Origin of the sequence: Roseobacter litoralis Och 149 (assembly GCF_000154785.2) — a bacterium.
Lineage (GTDB): Bacteria > Pseudomonadota > Alphaproteobacteria > Rhodobacterales > Rhodobacteraceae > Roseobacter > Roseobacter litoralis.
The window spans coordinates 2,029,552-2,047,583 of sequence record NC_015730.1; the positions used below are offsets into that span (position 1 = coordinate 2,029,552).

Annotated in this window: 20 protein-coding genes and 1 tRNA gene; 11 read left to right on the forward strand and 10 right to left on the reverse strand. The window is 55.4% G+C overall.

The annotated features are described in order from the left end of the window. Window positions 1-10: 10 nt before the first annotated feature. Window positions 11-595, reverse strand: a complete 585-nt coding sequence (locus tag RLO149_RS09615) for a lytic transglycosylase domain-containing protein (protein WP_013961891.1) — start codon at window positions 593-595, stop codon at window positions 11-13. 220 nt (window positions 596-815) lie between these two features. Between RLO149_RS09615 and ssb the strand changes: the two genes are divergently transcribed. Beyond that, the gene (gene ssb, locus RLO149_RS09620; RefSeq protein WP_013961893.1) at window positions 816-1,319 is read left to right on the forward strand and encodes a single-stranded DNA-binding protein; all 504 of its coding nucleotides are present in this window, start codon (window positions 816-818) and stop codon (window positions 1,317-1,319) included. A 373-nt stretch (window positions 1,320-1,692) separates the two neighbouring features. Here ssb and RLO149_RS09625 read toward each other — a convergent pair. Further along, window positions 1,693-1,776, reverse strand: a tRNA-Leu gene (locus RLO149_RS09625). 142 nt (window positions 1,777-1,918) lie between these two features. Between RLO149_RS09625 and RLO149_RS09630 the strand changes: the two genes are divergently transcribed. Then, window positions 1,919-2,449 carry a Hint domain-containing protein gene (locus RLO149_RS09630; protein ID WP_013961894.1) on the forward strand — a complete coding sequence of 177 codons (531 nt, stop codon included), beginning with the start codon at window positions 1,919-1,921 and terminating at the stop codon, window positions 2,447-2,449. Here the strand turns inward: RLO149_RS09630 and RLO149_RS09635 are convergent. Together RLO149_RS09635 and RLO149_RS09640 are read right to left on the reverse strand one after the other, a co-directional pair. Further along, the gene (locus tag RLO149_RS09635) at window positions 2,446-3,303 is read right to left on the reverse strand and encodes an NAD(P)H-hydrate dehydratase (RefSeq protein ID WP_013961895.1); all 858 of its coding nucleotides are present in this window, start codon (window positions 3,301-3,303) and stop codon (window positions 2,446-2,448) included. The genes RLO149_RS09630 and RLO149_RS09635 overlap by 4 nt on opposite strands. Window positions 3,304-3,344: 41 nt before the next feature. After that, window positions 3,345-4,028, reverse strand: a complete 684-nt coding sequence (locus RLO149_RS09640; protein WP_013961896.1) for an NAD(P)H-hydrate epimerase — start codon at window positions 4,026-4,028, stop codon at window positions 3,345-3,347. A 170-nt stretch (window positions 4,029-4,198) separates the two neighbouring features. Here RLO149_RS09640 and RLO149_RS09645 point away from each other — a divergent pair, with 170 nt between their 5' ends. Together RLO149_RS09645 and glnA are read left to right on the forward strand one after the other, a co-directional pair. Then, window positions 4,199-4,537: a P-II family nitrogen regulator gene (locus tag RLO149_RS09645; protein ID WP_011568744.1), complete on the forward strand. Its 339-nt coding sequence runs from the start codon at window positions 4,199-4,201 to the stop codon at window positions 4,535-4,537. Between the two features lie 49 nt (window positions 4,538-4,586). Next, window positions 4,587-5,990: a type I glutamate--ammonia ligase gene (gene glnA, locus RLO149_RS09650; protein WP_013961897.1), complete on the forward strand. Its 1,404-nt coding sequence runs from the start codon at window positions 4,587-4,589 to the stop codon at window positions 5,988-5,990. A gap of 114 nt (window positions 5,991-6,104) precedes the next feature. On the opposite strand, the gene RLO149_RS09655 is transcribed toward glnA, so the two are convergent. Continuing rightward, window positions 6,105-6,857, reverse strand: coding sequence for a heme-dependent oxidative N-demethylase family protein (locus RLO149_RS09655; RefSeq protein ID WP_013961898.1), 753 nt, complete (start codon window positions 6,855-6,857; stop codon window positions 6,105-6,107). A gap of 107 nt (window positions 6,858-6,964) precedes the next feature. Between RLO149_RS09655 and dddP the strand changes: the two genes are divergently transcribed. Together dddP and RLO149_RS09665 are read left to right on the forward strand one after the other, a co-directional pair. Continuing rightward, entirely contained in the window at window positions 6,965-8,308 is a 1,344-nt protein-coding gene (gene dddP / locus RLO149_RS09660; protein ID WP_013961899.1) for a dimethylsulfonioproprionate lyase DddP, read from the forward strand. 242 nt (window positions 8,309-8,550) lie between these two features. Beyond that, a complete protein-coding gene (locus RLO149_RS09665) occupies window positions 8,551-9,264 on the forward strand; it encodes a VPLPA-CTERM sorting domain-containing protein (protein ID WP_013961900.1) in 714 nt (237 codons plus the stop codon). A 56-nt stretch (window positions 9,265-9,320) separates the two neighbouring features. On the opposite strand, the gene RLO149_RS09670 is transcribed toward RLO149_RS09665, so the two are convergent. Next, window positions 9,321-10,220 (reverse strand): SGNH/GDSL hydrolase family protein, encoded by a 900-nt coding sequence (locus RLO149_RS09670; protein ID WP_013961901.1) that lies wholly within the window; start codon window positions 10,218-10,220, stop codon window positions 9,321-9,323. A gap of 253 nt (window positions 10,221-10,473) precedes the next feature. On the opposite strand from RLO149_RS09670, the gene RLO149_RS09675 reads away from it, so the two are divergent. Then, window positions 10,474-11,691 (forward strand): bifunctional alpha/beta hydrolase/OsmC family protein, encoded by a 1,218-nt coding sequence (locus RLO149_RS09675; protein ID WP_013961902.1) that lies wholly within the window; start codon window positions 10,474-10,476, stop codon window positions 11,689-11,691. A gap of 12 nt (window positions 11,692-11,703) precedes the next feature. Here RLO149_RS09675 and RLO149_RS23535 read toward each other — a convergent pair whose 3' ends face one another. The 4 genes from RLO149_RS23535 to RLO149_RS09690 all read right to left on the reverse strand — a co-directional run bounded on the left by RLO149_RS23535 (window position 11,704) and on the right by RLO149_RS09690 (window position 13,844). Beyond that, complete coding sequence (locus RLO149_RS23535; RefSeq protein ID WP_083825451.1) at window positions 11,704-12,042, reverse strand: hypothetical protein; 339 nt, start codon at window positions 12,040-12,042, stop codon at window positions 11,704-11,706. A 10-nt stretch (window positions 12,043-12,052) separates the two neighbouring features. Continuing rightward, window positions 12,053-12,622, reverse strand: coding sequence for a hypothetical protein (locus RLO149_RS09680; protein WP_013961903.1), 570 nt, complete (start codon window positions 12,620-12,622; stop codon window positions 12,053-12,055). A 136-nt stretch (window positions 12,623-12,758) separates the two neighbouring features. Next, window positions 12,759-13,364, reverse strand: a complete 606-nt coding sequence (locus RLO149_RS09685) for a biotin transporter BioY (RefSeq protein ID WP_013961904.1) — start codon at window positions 13,362-13,364, stop codon at window positions 12,759-12,761. A 75-nt stretch (window positions 13,365-13,439) separates the two neighbouring features. Next, window positions 13,440-13,844 (reverse strand): DUF6314 family protein, encoded by a 405-nt coding sequence (locus RLO149_RS09690; protein WP_044025287.1) that lies wholly within the window; start codon window positions 13,842-13,844, stop codon window positions 13,440-13,442. A gap of 170 nt (window positions 13,845-14,014) precedes the next feature. On the opposite strand from RLO149_RS09690, the gene purB reads away from it, so the two are divergent. The 4 genes from purB (at window position 14,015) to RLO149_RS09705 (ending at window position 18,032) form a co-directional block, all read left to right on the forward strand. Next, on the forward strand, window positions 14,015-15,319 hold the full coding sequence (gene purB, locus RLO149_RS09695; protein ID WP_013961906.1) for an adenylosuccinate lyase: 1,305 nt from the start codon (window positions 14,015-14,017) through the stop codon (window positions 15,317-15,319). Between the two features lie 97 nt (window positions 15,320-15,416). Then, a complete protein-coding gene (locus tag RLO149_RS23440) occupies window positions 15,417-15,581 on the forward strand; it encodes a hypothetical protein (RefSeq protein ID WP_013961907.1) in 165 nt (54 codons plus the stop codon). Window positions 15,582-15,845: 264 nt separating this feature from the next. After that, the gene (locus RLO149_RS09700; RefSeq protein WP_013961908.1) at window positions 15,846-16,913 is read left to right on the forward strand and encodes a flagellar motor switch protein FliG; all 1,068 of its coding nucleotides are present in this window, start codon (window positions 15,846-15,848) and stop codon (window positions 16,911-16,913) included. A gap of 225 nt (window positions 16,914-17,138) precedes the next feature. Next, entirely contained in the window at window positions 17,139-18,032 is an 894-nt protein-coding gene (locus RLO149_RS09705; RefSeq protein WP_013961909.1) for a lysophospholipid acyltransferase family protein, read from the forward strand.

An 18,032-nucleotide genomic window follows, 5' to 3' on the forward strand; every position in this document is an offset into this window, starting at 1 on the left:
GACGCAACAATCAACCGCCTGTGATAATCCTGACGTAATTCTGTGTTTCTTTATAAGGCGGAATGCCGCCGTGGCGTTTTACGGCATTAGGGCCCGCATTATACGCGGCCAGCGCGAGACGCCATGATTTGAAACGATCAAACTGTTGACGAAGATACCGCGCGCCCCCTTCCAGATTTTCCTGCGGCACCAGCGGATCAACACGCAGTGATCGCGCAGTTGCAGGCATCAGCTGCGCCAGACCCAGCGCGCCCTTGTGTGATTTGGCCGTCGGGTTCCAGCCGGATTCCTGTTGGACAAGCCGCAAAAACAGATCCTCCGGAATGCGGTGTTTGCGTGCCGCTGAGCGCGCCATTTCCAGAAATTCGCCCCGATAAGCGCCGGTATACTGCGGCAGGTTCCACTTGCTCGGCGTGATGACCGAGGGTGGCTGTAATCGCACGGAGTTTTTGTACTGCCCCGCCGCACGGCTATCCAGCACACTGGTTTGCGAGTCAAAGAGCTTACTGCGGTTTTTTGTGGAAACAGTCTGCGCCTGAGCCACTTGCACGACAAAAATGAAGATCGCGGACGAAACCAAAACAGATTTCAGCATAAGTGGCTACTCAACCTTCTTCCAATTGCGCAGAACATATCAAATTATCTTTCTTTTGCCAGTCCTTACGGGTTCATTGATATTGGGCCGTTTCATCCAACCGTTTACCATGGTTTAACCCGCGCGAAACAATTATGATTTTACAAAATTTTTCTGCGTTAAGATTCGGAAAACCACCGGTCAGCGCAGAGCCATAATAACGAGCAAAAAAGGGGGCATCATGGCCGGCTCTGTGAACAAAGTAATCCTCATCGGTAATCTGGGACGCGATCCGGAAGTGCGCAGTTTTCAGAATGGAGGCAAAGTCTGCAACCTGCGGATTGCCACCTCCGAGACGTGGAAGGACAAAAATACCGGCGAGCGGAAAGAACGCACAGAATGGCATTCGGTAGCAATTTTTTCCGAACCTCTGGTGCGTGTCGCAGAACAATATCTGCGCAAAGGTTCAAAGATCTACGTCGAGGGGCAACTCGAAACGCGCAAATGGCAGGATCAATCCGGACAGGACAAATATTCCACGGAAGTCGTTCTTAGGCCTTATACCTCTACTCTCACGATGCTTGACAGTCGTGATGGCGGCGGCGGTAGTTCCGGCGGCGGTGGCGGCGGCGGTGCGGACCGCATGGGTTACGACGACCGGGGCGGCGATAGTTACGGCGGCGGCGCAAGCAACACGCCAAGCCCGGCACCGTCGCGTGATCTGGACGATGAAATCCCGTTCTGACACAAAGGCTCTTTGTGGGGCCTGATACCAACATGATGGGGAACTGTCGGTCGGTTTGTTGAGTGAGGTTTTATGGCGCAACAATAACCCGCGCAGAGCGAAATGTTACATCCAACAATCACCGGGACATTATTGGGCATGCGTAGCTCGTAAGATGCGCGTGGTCGACCAGGAAGCCCACGCGCCCAAACTATTGGGGTGCGATAACGTAAAACCACGCCTTGCCTCCGCGAGGTAACAGGCGGTTTATCGACCCACATCATGGGTCCCACAAAAGGCCATCTAACCGGTGGCCTTTTTGGTTGTCTCAACGCCAGAAAACATTACGCAAACACTTGCGCTTTGGTCCGTTCAAAAATGTCTGGAGATAAAATGGTGCGGGTGAAGGGACTCGAACCCCCACGCCATAGGCGCCAGAACCTAAATCTGGTGCGTCTACCAATTCCGCCACACCCGCACGAGACCGCTTTCGCAAGTCTTCGCGACCTACTAGCAAACCTCAGGGCGAGTGGCGAGACCGAAAATACAAAGTCGGCGTTAAAGCTTTAGTATCAAATTTTAGAGATATTGCGGCCATGGAATTCTCAAAGGGTGCATCAATGACGCATAAAACGGTCGATCGATCTGAACAGGACAATCGCCCCGCTGCTGCCTTGGTATCAGGGTTGGAAAGACCGCTTTCGCTGTGGGAAAAGCCCGGGTTCGTGCACGGCGCGCGCATTTTGACAATGAAAGGCGCGCGCAGGGTCGAACACCTTCGTCCCGGCGATCATGTCATCACCCGAGGCAATGGCGCAGTGCCTGTGCACCTCATTGAACAAAGGAGCATGGTTGTTCCAGCTGTCTATATTGTCGCCGGATCACTGGGCCATCATCAACCCGATCTGGACAGCCTCCTGCCCGCCTCGCAGACGGTTTTATTAAGGGATTGGCGCGCCCATGCTTTTGCAGGTGCCGAGGAAACAATGGTCAAGATCGACAGGTTGGTTGATGGGGAATATGTCAGAGACATCGGGTTGCAGACCCTGACCCTCTATAGTGTGTTCTGTGCCGCGCCACAGGTTCTTTACGCGGATGGCATGGAATTGGGCACTGCGGATATAATGGCGTATGAGAACGCGCTGACTTAAACGAGCAGTTTTCGTAAAACCTTGGGCAAGACCGCTGGCAAATCCTCTGCAATCAATCCAGGGCCGAATGTGATTGCACATTCCACATGTAACCAGACCGCGACTTTCGCGGCTTCCAAGGGCGTAAAACCCCGCGCCATCAGGCCGGTAATGAAGCCTGCCAATACATCCCCAGACCCCGCCGTCGCCAGCCAGGGGGCCGCGCGCGCGCCGGTGGCCTGATGCAAGTACACATGCCCGTTATGATCCGCGACCAGCGTGTCTTCACCTTTTGCAATCACAATACAGCCCATGTCATGTGCGGCATTGATCGTCACCTCGGCGCGCTTGTCGATAGACGCAGCGAAGGCTTCAGCGGATGTGTCCGGGAACAGCCGGGCAAACTCTCCCGCGTGGGGCGTCAAAACGCAAGCTGGATGTAAAAGAGTGCACAGCTCCCGGTTCATAGCGAGCAAAGTGATTGCATCAGCGTCAAGCACTGTTGCACGCTTTGCCGCCAGAATTTCCTCAATCAGGCCGATTTGGGCGGGCGAAGTTCCAAACCCCGGCCCAACACAGAGCGCCGATATCCGCTTGTCCGACAGAGCTATTTCCAAATCATGCGGCGTTTTGATTTTTCTGACCATCAAGGCAGAAATATGTGCCGCGACTTCGGAAATCGCTGCTGGCGGTGTGCCAATGCTCACCACCCCTGCTCCGATCCGCAAAGCGGCCATGGCCGCAAGCCTTGCAGCTCCGGTTCTGCCGACGCCACCGGAAAGAACCAGCGCATGTCCATGATCGAACTTATGCCCTTGTTTTTTCTGCAGTAAATCAAGCGGCAGATTGGATCTATTCAAAATACTGATGGCCATCACATGTCCCGAACTCCGTCACAAGAATATAGAAATACGGATCAAAGGCCAATGTATTGGACCATGATCTTGCCGCAAAATGACAGACCATTTTGATGCGCTTGTTTGGGTCTGTGAAAGGTAACTGTGAGGTCTGCTGGAAATACAGACCAATCAGCAGCCTCAAGCGGGCCGTTCTCCCCCAGACCCGAGGGGACATCAACAGCCACGAAATATGCCTCATGCCTGTTTGCATGACAGGTCGCAAGGATGGGATGCAACCCGCTCAGCGGTCTGTTCAGGCCAATGCCAAACAGCGCATCCACGATGACATCCACCTCGCCATTCCCAAAAGCTTCGTCTCCAAAGCGCTCCGCTTCGGCGGGCAAGACGGACGGAAAAGAAATGCGCTGCGTGCATTCGGGGACCAGATCAACCCAACTGTCATGGTTCGCGTGGGCATCCCGCGGCATCTTTTCCGGATCGGCATAGAGGTAGACACGCACCTGCCAGCCCAGCACAAACAGCAAACGTGCGATCACGAATCCATCGCCGCCATTGTTACCGGGACCACACAGAATAACGGCGCGATGTTCACCTGTCGCAAGCTCAGCTTTACTGGAAAACAGCGCGTCAATCACGCTTTGACCGGCCCGCTCCATCAACTCCAGACCAGTCACAGCGCCCGAGTTGAATGCAGCGGTCTCCAAGGCGCGCATTTGTGAAGCCGTAAGGATATCGGGCATGGAAAACCTCCAAAAGATTCAGTTTCGCCTATTTATTATGCACAGAGCCAAAATGTTGGGCGGCATTGGTGGATTCTTGCATGCTTTCTTGGCCTAATCAGGTCTATGCATGGACCGTCTTATATCAAGATGATCTGAGACTTTCTGGAAACCGATAAGGGAGGCCCCCAATGAAAAAGATCGAGGCAGTCATTAAACCGTTCAAATTGGACGAAGTCAAAGAAGCGCTGCAAGAAGTCGGCGTACAAGGTCTGTCCGTCATCGAGGTCAAAGGGTTCGGTCGCCAGAAGGGCCACACCGAATTATATCGCGGCGCCGAATACGTTGTCGATTTTCTTCCAAAGGTCAAAATCGAGATTGTTCTGGACGATGACATGGTGGAGAGCGCCATTGAAGCAATCGTTTCCGCCGCAAAGACAGAAAAGATCGGCGACGGAAAGATCTTTGTGACGCCCGTTGAACAAACCATCCGCATCCGCACCGGCGAAACAGGCTCAGACGCGCTCTGAGCCAGAAGCGGCCCCAAACAACCATTCCAGAAAAAAGGGATATCCGAGAATGAGCAAAGAACTACTCAAGATGATTGCAGATGAAGGCGTCGAATACGTCGACATCCGCTTTACCGACCCACGCGGCAAACTGCAGCACGTCACAGTGATTGCAGACGAAGTGGACGAAGACTTCCTCGAAGAAGGCTTCATGTTTGACGGCTCTTCCATTGCCGGTTGGAAATCGATTGAAAACTCCGATATGAAATTGATGCCGGACGTGGAAAGCGCGTATATTGACCCGTTCTATGCGGAAAAGACCGTCTGCCTGCATTGCTCAATCGTGGAGCCTGACACGGGCGAGCCCTATGAGCGTGATCCGCGTTCGACCGCGCAGAAAGCCGAGGCTTTCTTGAAATCCTCCGGTATTGGCGATGTGTCCTACTGGGGTCCAGAGGCCGAATTCTTTTTGTTCGACAACGTCAAATATTCCAACTCAATCAACAAGGTATCCTACGAAGTTGATGCAGTAGATGCGTCATGGAACACAGATACTGATTACGAAATGGGGAACATGGGCCACCGCCCCGGCGTCAAGGGCGGCTATTTCCCTGTCAACCCGATTGACGAGTCGCAGGACTTGCGCTCTGAAATGCTGTCGACGATGAAACGTCTGGGCATGAAAGTTGACAAGCACCACCATGAAGTTGCGTCCTGCCAACATGAACTGGGTCTGATCTTTGGCAGCCTGACCAAGCAGGCGGACGAGCTGCAAAAGTACAAATACGTGATCCACAACGTAGCCCACGCCTACGGTAAATCCGCGACCTTCATGCCAAAGCCGATCTACGGCGATAACGGCACAGGCATGCACTGCAACATGTCGATCTGGAAAGACGGCAAGCCTCTCTTTGCGGGCGACAAATATGCGGACCTCAGCCAGGAAGCGCTCTATTTCATTGGTGGTATCCTCAAACACGCCAAGGCGCTGAACGCGTTCACCAACCCCGCAACGAACAGCTACAAGCGGTTGATTCCTGGCTTTGAAGCCCCTGTTTTGCGCGCCTATTCCGCGCGTAACCGGTCAGGCTGCGTGCGGATCCCGTGGACCGAGAACCCAAAAGCCAAGCGGGTCGAGGCGCGTTTCCCGGACCCTGCAGCGAACCCATATCTGTGCTTTGCCGCGTTGCTGATGGCCGGTCTTGACGGCATCATGAATAAAATCGACCCTGGTGAAGCCATGGACAAGAACCTCTATGACCTTCCTGCAGAAGAACTGGCCGGTATCCCGACAGTCTGCGGGTCGCTGCGCGAAGCGGTCGAAGAGTTGCAGGCTGACATGGACTTCTTGTTGGCGGGCGACGTCTTTACCAAAGATCAGATCGAAGGGTATATCGAACTGAAAATGGAAGAGATCGAGACCTACGAGCACACGCCACACCCGGTTGAATTCGGTATGTACTATAGCTGCTAAAGCAAACCGAGGCGATTTGCCTCGCATTAACTAACGTTTCAAAGGCGCCTCTCGGGGCGCCTTTTTCATGTCATGTGTTAATTACACCTCTTAGATCCTTATTTTGGAACACTTTTATTCAGCTCTAACCACATAACTATGAATGGTAAAAACCAACGCGTCGCTTTTGGGTAGCCGCAAAATGCACTGTCTTTCCGCGCGAACGAAAGGGGCAACATCAACAGGGTCAGCCTGCCGCGCCGGATCGTTTTCCGCGCGCGGCTGAAACAGGTCAGGGTCCGTATAGCCCAGCATGTTGTTGCGCCAAAGTGGTTGCTCCGGGCGCACAGCATTAAACATTCGCTGGACCCGTTTCGCGATGTCGACGGTGTAGCCCTGCACAGGTGCGTGAATGACCGACAAGGGCCGCCCTGCCTTCTCAGCGAGCGTCCAGCTTGCCGGAAAACACAGTAGTGCGGCACTCAGCAAATGCTCGTCCCCGTCTTTTTGCAGAATGCAGATGTCCTCCTGTATGGACTGCCCCAATACGGCGAGCGGGCCATCTGCGTCACGCTCAATCGCTTCGCCATCGGGACAGACAATAGCACCTGATGTGATGCTAAACCCCAAAGAAGGCAATTTTTCACACACCCTGTCTGAGAGTTCTGCAATGGCCTCAAGGGCCACATCGCTTTGCCACAGGACCTCATCGCGACGTCTGCGCAGCAGTTTACGCCGATATGACATCTGCGCTGGATAGGCATCATCGACGCGCAGCCACTGGTCATCTGCCAGAGGGCGCATGCCGGGCAACGGGTTTGTTGCCCTTAAATCGTCGGGCAGAGCTTTGTGCAAAATTTCAACCACGGTGCAAATATGCGCGTGCACACAAATCCTGTCAGTAAAAAACGACACTTCGACATGTCGGTATCTTACAACCAAACAAAAACGATTGCTGGAAACCTGATTGTTAGACAAGTGACAGGACAGCAGCGATGAACAGCCATTTCAACGCGACGCGTAAAATTGACCCCAGCCGGGGTGCGACATTGGGTGACGGATCGCCAAATGACATGGACAGGGTCGAAATCGGACCGACGCAGCTGGCCTTTGCAGAATGGCAAGAAGCAGGTCTGGAACTGCCCGATTTGGCCGCAATGCGCCGTTTTCGTCACGAACGCCTGACCGCGCATATCGTTGCACGCGGGTATGCGGGTTTGCTGATGTTTGACCCGCTTAACATCCGGTATGCCACCGACAGCACCAATATGCAGCTTTGGAACACGCATAATCCGTTCCGGGCGACGCTGCTGTGTGCGGATGGCTATATGGTCATGTGGGATTACAAGAACTCTCCTTTTCTAAGTGAATTCAATCCCCTCGTGAATGAACAGCGCTCCGGCGCTGATCTGTTCTATTTTGACCGGGGCGACAAAGTAGATGTGGCCGCAGACGTCTTTGCGAACGAAGTGCGTGTACTTTTGCGTAACCATGCGCCGGAATTGCGAAGGCTGGCGGTCGATAAGGTCATGTTGCACGGATTGCGCGCGCTCCAAGCGCAGGGGTTCGAGATCATGGATGGCGAAGAGGTCACCGAAAAGGCCCGTTCCGTCAAAGGCCCTGACGAGATCCGCGCGATGCGCTGTGCGTCACATGCCTGCGAAGTTGCCGTGCGTAAAATGGAGGATTTCGCCCGCAGCAACGTCGGCGATGGCGTCACCTGTGAAAACGACATCTGGGCCATTTTGCACAGCGAGAACGTGCGCCGGGGCGGCGAATGGATCGAGACCCGCCTGCTGGCGTCCGGGCCGCGCTCAAACCCGTGGTTTCAGGAATGTGGCCCGCGCATATGCCAGATGAACGAGATTATCTCTTTCGATACCGATCTGGTCGGCGTCTATGGTATCTGCACGGATATTTCGCGCAGCTGGTGGATTGGGGATCAAAAACCACGCGCTGACATGATCTATGCGATGCAGCATGGTGTCGAGCATATCCAGACCAATATGGAGATGCTCAAACCCGGCGTGATGATTCCGGAACTGTCTGCGAATACGCATGTGCTGGACGCGAAGTTTCAGAAGCTCAAATACGGATGTCTGATGCATGGGGTTGGTCTGTGTGATGAATGGCCGCTGGTCGCCTATCCGGATCACGCTGTCGAGGGTGCGTATGACTATCCACTTGAGCCCGGCATGACGCTATGTGTTGAGGCATTGGTCAGCGAGGAAGGTGCGGATTTCTCAATTAAGCTGGAAGATCAGGTTCTGATTACAGAAGATGGGTATGAAAACCTCACGCAGTATCCGTTTGATCCGGCATTGATGGGCACCACCTAGCGCGTTTCACGGTTGCGCGCTGGCGTATTCTAGTAACAAACGTTTCGCAAGACATTGAATTAAGTGTGTTTTTTGGACGCGCGGCGATTGCCGACTGGCCCGTCATCTCCCGATCCGAATGTTAACCATAGCTTTACCTTTTGATCGCAGCACCGCGCTGCTGTGCTAAACCCGGCTCAACGACAACCCCATGGACGGGCGTTTAGTGACAATTTAGTTTAGTAACTCGTAAGGAACGCAACATGAAAATCACAAATACACTTGCCGCAACAGCCATCGCCTTTTTCGCCGCAGGCATTGGCGCGCAGGCTGCCACGCTTTCCGGAACCTTTGATGTGCGTGTGGTCAACTTTGCCTATAGCACCAACCAAAGCAGTTCCGTGGCCATCGCCTCGCAAAGCAACTTTGACACGCGCTTTGATGCCGCGACAGATGGCGTCGACCGTGATGTGTTCACCTATACCGGCGAGTTGAATTTCTTCATCGACAATCTGGGGCCTGTAAACGGCGACGCAGAGTCTATTGCGGATTTCTTTTTGCACAACACCACCGGATTGCCGATCGGTCTGGTGCAGGATCTCGACGCGACAGTCGGAGCGTTGCAGCTCAGCAAGCCAACGTTCAAAACCACAACGCTTTTCGAGTTCACCGAAGTCTACAGCAACGCATTCGACACCCGCGTGACTCATGATGATGGCTTTACGATCTATGACGATGGCGCGACTCTGGTGTCTTTCGCAAACCCGACTGGCATCCGCACCACGCCAAGAACCGGCACGATTGCCTTCACCGGTGGTGAATTCAAACTGGTCTATGCTGCGGCAAACGGTAACCCGTCGCAGTTGCTAGTCGAAGGTGCTGGCGTCCCAGCGGTTCCGCTGCCTGCGTCTTCGCTGCTGCTGCTTGGTGGACTGGGTGCATTTGCTGCCATGCGCCGCAAAAAAGCGCAGAAGTAATCAACAAGAGCGACTTCACTATGAAACGCGGCCCTCGGGTCGCGTTTTTCCTATGTTCAGGACCCTGACCCAGTCCCGTCGAGCGCGGAAAACACAGCCTTGCAGATCGCAGGTCCGCGCAAATCAAAGAAGTGACGCGCGCCACGTTCATTCGGATGATACGGGTCTTTGACCTTGCCTGCATCGTTACGGCGGAAAAAACGCGGTGTGGATTGATTGGCGGCAACCGTGTCGGGCGTGATACCTTCCACAAAAACGCAGCGATTGCCTGTTTTGGCAAAGGCATTTTTGATATTGGTCTGAGCGCGTTCACGCAGATTTGCGACTTTATTGGTATGCGCGGGCGCGGTGGTCATGAAGACGCAGGGCAAGTCTTTGGGCAGATGCGCGCTTAGTCGCTGCGCGTCTTTGACAGCAAGGTCGGGATTGTCGGCCCACCTACGCGCCGCGTTGCCCAGAAAGCTGAGGATCAACAGATCGGGATCATAATACCCCTCGCGAAACATTGCTTCGAAGGGCGATTTTCCCGCCGTGCAGAACTGGTAATTTCGCCCCTGCCCCATCTGTTTGAACGGGTTATCTGTTTCATTCACAACACCATAGGTGCCTGCATTGACCTTCCACTTTTGATCAATATCGCAGATAGAACCCTTTGCAGCACCAGAACGTGCCATCCAGGAATGAATGGAACTTGAGCGTACCCCGATCACGCCGGTGTTATGCGGATCAAGATTTCTCAGGCGTCGCTTGTCACGCCCAGTTGGCGCGCAGCGCGTCTCAAGGTCTGACAGAAAATCAACGAACACCGGACCGGAACCAAAAGAAATCTGACTATCCCCGAGCACAAGAATATCAGGTGATTTGAAATTCTCTGCCGCCACCGGCCCAGTCGCGAGCCCCCCCATAACGGCCATGCACCGCCCCAAGACAACCGCCCACCCTCGTGTTTTTCGCATTCAACGCCTCCCCGCGCAGATACGGTGCTGCTCTGAAAATATGGGCACCGTGTCGTTACAGTTTCCAAGATTTAGCGATAAGGCAATCCCACGGCCCCAAACATGGTTGTGATCTGACGTTACAGCCACTTTCGCGACGTGCCTCTTGAAACAACCCCGACCAGAATAAGCACGACCGCGTGATCTTACTGACACATGGGTTGCCTGTGCGGGCTCAGCATCCCACTCTTGGTGCGAAAGAAGGAGTAGCGTGATGCCAACAGAACGAATTGTCTTTGCCGGGCATGATGGTGGTCAACTTGCCGCGCGGCTTGACCTGCCCCAAGGGCCGTTGGTGGCGACAGCTATTTTTGCGCATTGCTTTACCTGCGGAAAGGATATCCCGGCAGCGCGCCGGATCGCCGCACGCCTTGCTGCACTGGGAATTGCGGTGTTGCGTTTTGATTTCACCGGGCTGGGTCATTCAGACGGGGAGTTTGCGAATACATCCTTTACCTCGAACGTGGACGATCTGATTGCGGCGCATCGCTATCTGTCCGAGCAGAACAAAACGCCGTCGCTGATCATTGGTCATTCGCTTGGCGGTGCGGCGGTGCTCAAGGCGGCAGCAGCGCTTGAGAGCATCAAGGCTGTTGTGACCATTGGGGCCCCCTTTGACCCCGGTCACGTCACCCACAACTTTGCGCAGGCCTTGCCCGAAATCAGCTCCAAAGGCGTGGCCGAAGTCAGCCTCGGCGGGCGGCCTTTCCAAATCAGCAAAGCGTTTGTTGAAGATGTTGCAACGACCGAGCTGTCCGCTTGCGTGGCCAATCTGAACGCAGCTTTGCTCGTGTTGCATGCGCCGCTCGACGACATCGTCGGGGTTGAGAATGCAGGCCAGATTTTCAGCGCCGCAAAACATCCCAAAAGTTTCATCACGCTTGATGGTGCGGATCATTTGGTCAGTGCCGCGGCGGATGCGGAATATGTGGCCAGCCTGATCGCCACATGGTCTGCGCGCTATCTGGATATCGCACGCCCGGCTCCGCCTCCCGGTGCGCCCGAAGGCGTGCTGCGCGTGGCGGAGGCGGACCCGAAGGGGTTCTTGACCGATATCACCTCAGGTGAAGGGCATCACCTTGTGGCGGATGAACCACTGGCCTACGGCGGCACCAACAAGGGCTTGTCGCCCTATGGGTTGTTGTCCGCCGGTCTGGGCGCCTGTACCTCCATGACAATCCGCATGTACGCGCGCCGCAAGGGCTGGCCGCTGGATCAGATATCTGTGGATGTAAACCACGACAAGGTGCATGCACAGGATGCCGAAACCGGTGTTGGGGACAAGATCGACACCTGGCGGCGCAGAATCACGCTGACAGGTGCGTTGGACGCAGAACAGCGTGCGCGGCTGTTGGAGATTGCAGACAAATGCCCCGTGCATCGCACGCTTGAGCGTAGCTCCACCGTTATAACCGAACTGGTCAACCCGTAAGCGGACCCAAGTCTAGCGCCTGCCGCGCACCCCGGCCCCACGGTGGGACGGGCGATGGATCGGCTTGTTGGCAATCGGAGGTCGGGAAAAACCGGGATCAATGCCGCCGGGCGGGCGCACTGGCCGGTCCGGTTTGTTCGGGCGATCAGGGCGCTCAGGCCTGTCAGGTCGGTCAGGTCGGTCAGGCGGGCGATATCCGGGTCGGTAGCTGCCATAATAATAGTCGTTCCACATCATGGAATCGTAATAGGCCGACCCGCTTGTGCTGTAGCTGACAGGGGTACAACCGGAGACGGCCAATGCCCCCATCAGGCCTAACGACATAAACAGTGTTCTTGATTTCAATGTCATAACGTTTCCTTCACCGAACGGCCTGAATGGACGCCAGCATCGCATTGACATCGCCAAGGGGGTCGAGATAGGCCCCGGCCTCGATCACAACTGCAGCGATGGCCACGCGCGCGCCTGGCAAATCAATCGCCAGCACCGTAAATGACACATTTCGTCCCTCCCGACGGCCCGTGCCGGATATGCTGCTGGCGTTCAGACCATTGATGCGGCGCGCCTTGGGCGGTTCGACCGATGCGTCCTGCACCAGAAACGGGCCGATATCGCGCAGGTATGCGCGCGCCTCGGGCAAGGTCGTGACCCCAAAGGGCGAAATGAGACCGACCCAGATACCATCATGCGCGTCCGGGGTGATGCCAAACAGGCGCGATATATCCCTGAAATCATCAGATTGCTCCGGACTGGCCAGATCGCGCAGGCCACCGGTGCGCAGCGACCAGAAATCCGGAACCTCAATCTCGAAAAGCGGTTTTGTCCCGTCTGTGTAAATCACAGGCGTCCCGGCCATTCCCGCAAAAGGAAACACAGAGGCGACAGCGACAATCGCGTACCGCCTGACATGTTCGAAGATCATTTTACGCATTCATCTCCCTCTCTTACCTCACCGGTTCTTTTGCTGCATTGGCTTAACGCAGACCGGCATGGTATTATTCTTAATAAACAAAAAGGGCCAGCGCATTGCGCCAGCCCCTGTTTTCATTATCTTGTGCATCCGGCGCTCAGCGCCGCGCGTCGCCGACCAGTTTCCAAACCAGCGGCAGCAGGATTGCCGCCAGCAGAAGCTTGAGAGCGTCGCCCAACAGGAACGGTGTCAGACCCCACGCGAGGATCGGCTGATCCCAACCGTAAAGCTGCCCCAGCCACAACAGGCCCGGTACATAGAGCACGATGTTCCCGATCAGCATGGCGACCGCCATCCAGACCATGGAGCGGTCCCAACCGCGTTGCGCCAGTGCGCCCAGCAGAACAGTGGCCATGACATAGCCCACCAGATAGCCACCCGTGCTGCCCATCATATAGGAGATGCCATTCAACTCGGCTGTTGAGCCTTGGAAAATATCAAATCCAAGGGCACCGATAATCATATAGCCCAGAATGGTTGCCAGACCGAGGCGCGCGCCATAGGCCGCCCCGATGGTCAGAACCGCAAAGGTGCCCATGTTCATCAGTACAGGCGAGCCCGGCACCGGCACTTTGATGTTGGCGGCCAGTGCCAAAACAGTAATGCCCAGCACCACCAGAACAGCCTGCTTTATCCGCCGCGCGGTACCGGCCGTAGGCCCGAAATGATCTGCCAGAACAGAGTGAGAAGCGGACAATTGCATCGGTTGATGTCTCCTGTTTCGATTGTCTTTCCCCATGAATGCCGCAGGTGCGCGCGCCGCGCAAGGGCTCAAACGCTATGAGCGGGTGTAAAGCGTTTGCGACAGGTAATCCTTTCTGGGGCCTGTAACACGCCATTTTACTTCAAATTGCGGCCATTGCGTGAAGTCATAACTACCTTTGTACATGTCCGGATCGCACCAATGATCGGTCTCGCCACCCTGTGCGGGCACAGCGTGAAAAAACCGACCATCCTCGAAAAACACCGACAGATCGTCAGACCAGAGATACCTTCGCTCTGCCTGCATGGCAGGTTGCCCCTCCAGTTGCATGACCCCTTGTTCGAGGTAATCGAGGCCGTCTTTGACAGGCGACCACACGGCAGTGCCTTCAAAGATCGCACCGGGGCCACGCTGGGGTGTGATGCGCCGGTAAAGAGACCATGACCCTTCGAAATCTGCCAATTGGCGCGGATCAGTCATCGGCAGTTGTTTCATACGACATGTACCCCGGCCCCGCCTGCACGCCTGTCGCATGGCAGCGCATTGCTTTCCATAAGACCTGCATTTTGCCGCTCCTGTCTTGTGATGCACCGCGCGTCAGTCTATGAGCCGCCTGAGCCCGGACGCAATCGCAAATAAGGACGCATTTCATGATCCCTCGATACTCCCGCCCCGAAATGGTCGCCATCTGGAGCCCGGAAACAAAGTTCCGCATCTGGTATGAAATCGAAGCCCATGCCTGCGAAGCCATGGCCAATCTGGGCGTGATCCCGCGCGAAAACGCGGATGCCGTCTGGAAAGCCAAGGACGTGGAATTCGATGTCGCCCGCATCGACGAGATTGAAGCCGTGACAAAACATGACGTCATCGCCTTTTTGACCCACCTGGCGGAACATATCGGCAGTGAAGAGGCGCGTTTCGTGCATCAGGGCATGACGTCATCCGACGTGCTAGATACATGTTTCAACGTGCAGCTTGTGCGCGCGTCGGACATCCTGATTGAGGATATCAAGGCTCTGCTGGCGGCCCTCAAGCGGCGTGCCTATGAACATAAGGACACCGTCAGGATAGGGCGCAGCCACGGCATTCACGCAGAACCCACGACCATGGGCCTCACCTTTGCGCGCTTTTACGCGGAAATGGACCGTAACCTGAACCGTATGGAAAAGGCGCGTTTCGAGATTGCGACCGGTGCGGTTTCCGGCGCGGTGGGCACTTTTGCAAATATCGATCCGCGTATTGAGGAACATGTCTGCGCACAGCTCGGCCTTGAGCCCGAACCGATCAGCACGCAGGTGATCCCGCGCGACCGCCACGCCGCATTTTTCGCAACCCTTGGGGTCATCGGGTCCTCCATCGAGAACATCGCCACTGAAATTCGCCACATGCAGCGCACCGAAGTGCTGGAAGCGGAGGAGTTCTTTTCCGCCGGGCAAAAAGGTTCCTCCGCCATGCCGCATAAACGCAATCCGGTTCTGACGGAAAACCTCACCGGGCTTGCGCGGCTGGTGCGTATGGCCGTGGTGCCCGCGATGGAAAATGTTGCCCTGTGGCACGAGCGCGATATTTCGCATTCCTCGGTTGAGCGCAACATTGGCCCTGACACGACCATCACGCTGGATTTTGCGCTGGCCCGCTTGATCTCGGTGGTGGACAAGCTGGTGATCTATCCCGACAATATGCTCGCCAATATGAATAAGTTCCGGGGTCTGGTGATGAGCCAGCGTGTTCTGCTCGCTTTGACACAGGCCGGTGTGAGCCGCGAGGACAGCTACAAAATGGTACAGCGCAACGCGATGAAAGTGTGGGAAGAAGGCAAGGATTTTAAAACCGAACTGCTGGGCGATCAGGATGTGCTCGCAGCCCTGAGCGCCGAGGACATAGAAGAGAAATTTGACCTCGGATATCACACCAAACATGTAGATACGATTTTTGCGCGTGTGTTCAAGGAATAGGCAGGGTCGTCGCGGCACTTGCCGCGCGCGGTATTTTTGTTGACCCATGGCGCGCGGCTGCTACCTTAAGTTCATCGATTTGGACAGGAGAACCGCAATGACGATCAAGACCTTGGCCGCCGCGGTGGCCCTTACGATACTGCCTGCAATGGCATTCGCCTATGAATGCAATTCTTCGAAACAGAAGCAAGCGTCCATGTCTTGCGCTGAGGGCAGCGTTTATGACGCGCAATCTGGTGCTTGCGTGCCCACAACCGGGTAGGACTTACGAAAAGATATCCGGATTAAAGGCGCTCTTTACTGAGCGCCTTTTTTTATGCGCTGCATTCTGTGCGTTTCGCTCCGGGAGTACTCTTATCAGCGTCCGGATATCGCGCTGGCTCACGAAGGCAAATATGCGTTGAACCCAACAATAGAACGGAACGAAAACACGCACCATTTATTTCAATTCATTCTGTGGCGTATTTCAGCCTAAATTTACCTTTCCATGCGAGAACAAACCAAGATCATACACAGGTAGGTAATAATGACTGAAATGGTGCCCATTGGTTCTTTTCCCGCACTTCCCGGCAGCCCTGCCTCAGCACCCGTTTCGTTGAGCCGCAAAGCGAAAGCTGCCATCGTCGTGCGGCTGCTGATCAATGAAGGCGCTGATATTCCATTGGAAGATCTGCCAGAAGAGTTGCAAGCACGGCTCACGCATCAAATGGGCTCCATGCGCACTGTTGACCGCACAACACTAGCCAGCGTCGTGGATGAATTTGCGCAAGAACTGGAAAGCATCGGCCTGTCCTTCACCGGCGGCATCGCCGGGGCCCTCGATGCGCTTGAAGGGCGGATTTCGAAACAGACGGCGGATCGTTTGCGCAAGGAAGCGGGCGTGCGCCGATATGGTAACCCTTGGGAACGGTTGCGCGATCTCGGTGTGGAAAAATTGCTGCCGGTTTTGCAAAATGAAAGCACCGAAGTGGCCGCGGTTCTGCTGTCGAAACTCGATGTGAAACGCGCGGCGGAATTGCTCGGCAAACTGCCCGGCCCGCATGCCCGGCGCATTACATACGCCGTTTCACTTACCAGCGCCGTGACCCCGGATGCGGTGGACCGTATTGGCCTGTCGCTTGCCGCACAGCTTGATGCTGAACCACTGCGCGCCTTTGACAATGGCCCCGTTGAACGGGTCGGCGCTATCTTGAATTCAACAACGACAATCACGCGTGACGATGTTCTTGAAGGTCTGGATGAAACGGACGCTGGTTTTGCAGAAATGGTCCGACGGGCCATCTTTACCTTTGCGAACATCCCGCAACGAATTGCCGCACGAGATATTCCCCGGGTGGTGCGCGCACTCGATCAGGAAGCGCTTGTCACCGCCCTCGCCGGTGCGCAAGCGGCAGGGATGCAAGCCTCCGCGGACTTTATCCTCGAAAACATGTCCGGGCGCATGGCCGATCAGCTCAAGGAAGAGGTGCAAGAACGTGAAACCGTAAAATCCGCGGACATGGAAGAAGCCTCGGCGCTTATCGTTCAGGCCATCCGCGAGTTGGAAGCGTCAGGCGACCTGTTGCTGATCGTTGAAGAGAGTGAGCCAGAATAAAAGGCCGTCGTGTCGCAACGGATCCACCTTGGTGATCCGACAAAGCACCTCGCTGCGCTTCACGCACTCGAATACGGGCATCGTTTTTGATCTGTAAACACTGACGGAACCGAATTGTTCAGGACTCCTAAGCCTTGAGATTACAGTGGGACGGCGTTATTTGTCTCAGCTGTTGCGGTCGCTTTGCAAAAAGCCACCTGCTCATCAAAAGGGTGCCCTGCCACTATGCCGAAAGCGCCACCGAGCGATGTCGACCGTGTGATCCAATACGCGACAAACCTCATTGTTGCATCTGTCATCCGCATCGCTCTCGCGTTGCCATATCAGTTCCGCGTCAGAATGGTCGGGCGGCTGATGCAACACATCATTGGTCCGATTGCCGGATACCGCCAACGCGCCCTTTCCAATCTGGAACTGATCTGGCCCGACCGACCCTTGGCGGAACGCAAACGGATTGCGGCCGGATGTATGAACAACATGGGCCGCACCCTTATTGAAAACTACTCTCAAAAGGACTTTCCGGCCCGGCTGGCAAATAACCCACTTACTGGGGCGGGCGTTGCGGCTTGGGAAACGGCGATCGCAGAGCAGCGGCCAGTGATTTTGGTCACCGGTCACTACGGTAACTATGAAGCAGTGCGAGCCGCTCTCGCCGGGCGCGGTCATTCGGTTGGTGGTCTGTACCGCAATATGACAAACCCCTATTTCAACGCGCACTACGTAAAAACAATGGAAACCTTCGGTGGGCCGGTCTTCGCGCAGGGGCGAAAAGGGACGAAAGGTTTTGTACGCCACCTCAAACAAGGGGGGCAGCTGGTACTCTTGTTTGATCAGCACGTCAGATGGGCCCCGACGATGAATTTCCTTGGGCGTCCCGCGCATACGGCGACCTCGGCGGCCGAGTTGAGTCTCAGGTATGACGCCCTGCTTTTGCCCTTTTACGGCATCAGACAGGCGGACGGATTGAGTTTTGAAACGGTCCTTGAAGCTCCAATACCTCCGTCAACACCCGAAGAAATGACGCAGGCCATCACAGATACGCTGAATAAGCGGATTGAACAGGACCCGAGCCAATGGTTCTGGGTGCACCGACGGTGGCGCGCCAAGGTCAAGCGCTAA

What these genes read in the sequence shown, in the direction of transcription:
- RLO149_RS09615 (WP_013961891.1), bottom strand. Translation starts at nt 595, where the DNA reads ATGCTGAAATCTGTTTTGGTTTCGTCCGCGATCTTCATTTTTGTCGTG.
- ssb (WP_013961893.1), top strand. Translation starts at nt 816, where the DNA reads ATGGCCGGCTCTGTGAACAAAGTAATCCTCATCGGTAATCTGGGACGC.
- RLO149_RS09630 (WP_013961894.1), top strand. Translation starts at nt 1,919, where the DNA reads ATGACGCATAAAACGGTCGATCGATCTGAACAGGACAATCGCCCCGCT.
- RLO149_RS09635 (WP_013961895.1), bottom strand. Translation starts at nt 3,303, where the DNA reads ATGGCCATCAGTATTTTGAATAGATCCAATCTGCCGCTTGATTTACTG.
- RLO149_RS09640 (WP_013961896.1), bottom strand. Translation starts at nt 4,028, where the DNA reads ATGCCCGATATCCTTACGGCTTCACAAATGCGCGCCTTGGAGACCGCT.
- RLO149_RS09645 (WP_011568744.1), top strand. Translation starts at nt 4,199, where the DNA reads ATGAAAAAGATCGAGGCAGTCATTAAACCGTTCAAATTGGACGAAGTC.
- glnA (WP_013961897.1), top strand. Translation starts at nt 4,587, where the DNA reads ATGAGCAAAGAACTACTCAAGATGATTGCAGATGAAGGCGTCGAATAC.
- dddP (WP_013961899.1), top strand. Translation starts at nt 6,965, where the DNA reads ATGAACAGCCATTTCAACGCGACGCGTAAAATTGACCCCAGCCGGGGT.
- RLO149_RS09665 (WP_013961900.1), top strand. Translation starts at nt 8,551, where the DNA reads ATGAAAATCACAAATACACTTGCCGCAACAGCCATCGCCTTTTTCGCC.
- RLO149_RS09670 (WP_013961901.1), bottom strand. Translation starts at nt 10,220, where the DNA reads ATGCGAAAAACACGAGGGTGGGCGGTTGTCTTGGGGCGGTGCATGGCC.
- RLO149_RS09675 (WP_013961902.1), top strand. Translation starts at nt 10,474, where the DNA reads ATGCCAACAGAACGAATTGTCTTTGCCGGGCATGATGGTGGTCAACTT.
- RLO149_RS23535 (WP_083825451.1), bottom strand. Translation starts at nt 12,042, where the DNA reads ATGACATTGAAATCAAGAACACTGTTTATGTCGTTAGGCCTGATGGGG.
- RLO149_RS09680 (WP_013961903.1), bottom strand. Translation starts at nt 12,622, where the DNA reads ATGCGTAAAATGATCTTCGAACATGTCAGGCGGTACGCGATTGTCGCT.
- RLO149_RS09685 (WP_013961904.1), bottom strand. Translation starts at nt 13,364, where the DNA reads ATGCAATTGTCCGCTTCTCACTCTGTTCTGGCAGATCATTTCGGGCCT.
- RLO149_RS09690 (WP_044025287.1), bottom strand. Translation starts at nt 13,844, where the DNA reads ATGACTGATCCGCGCCAATTGGCAGATTTCGAAGGGTCATGGTCTCTT.
- purB (WP_013961906.1), top strand. Translation starts at nt 14,015, where the DNA reads ATGATCCCTCGATACTCCCGCCCCGAAATGGTCGCCATCTGGAGCCCG.
- RLO149_RS23440 (WP_013961907.1), top strand. Translation starts at nt 15,417, where the DNA reads ATGACGATCAAGACCTTGGCCGCCGCGGTGGCCCTTACGATACTGCCT.
- RLO149_RS09700 (WP_013961908.1), top strand. Translation starts at nt 15,846, where the DNA reads ATGACTGAAATGGTGCCCATTGGTTCTTTTCCCGCACTTCCCGGCAGC.
- RLO149_RS09705 (WP_013961909.1), top strand. Translation starts at nt 17,139, where the DNA reads ATGCCGAAAGCGCCACCGAGCGATGTCGACCGTGTGATCCAATACGCG.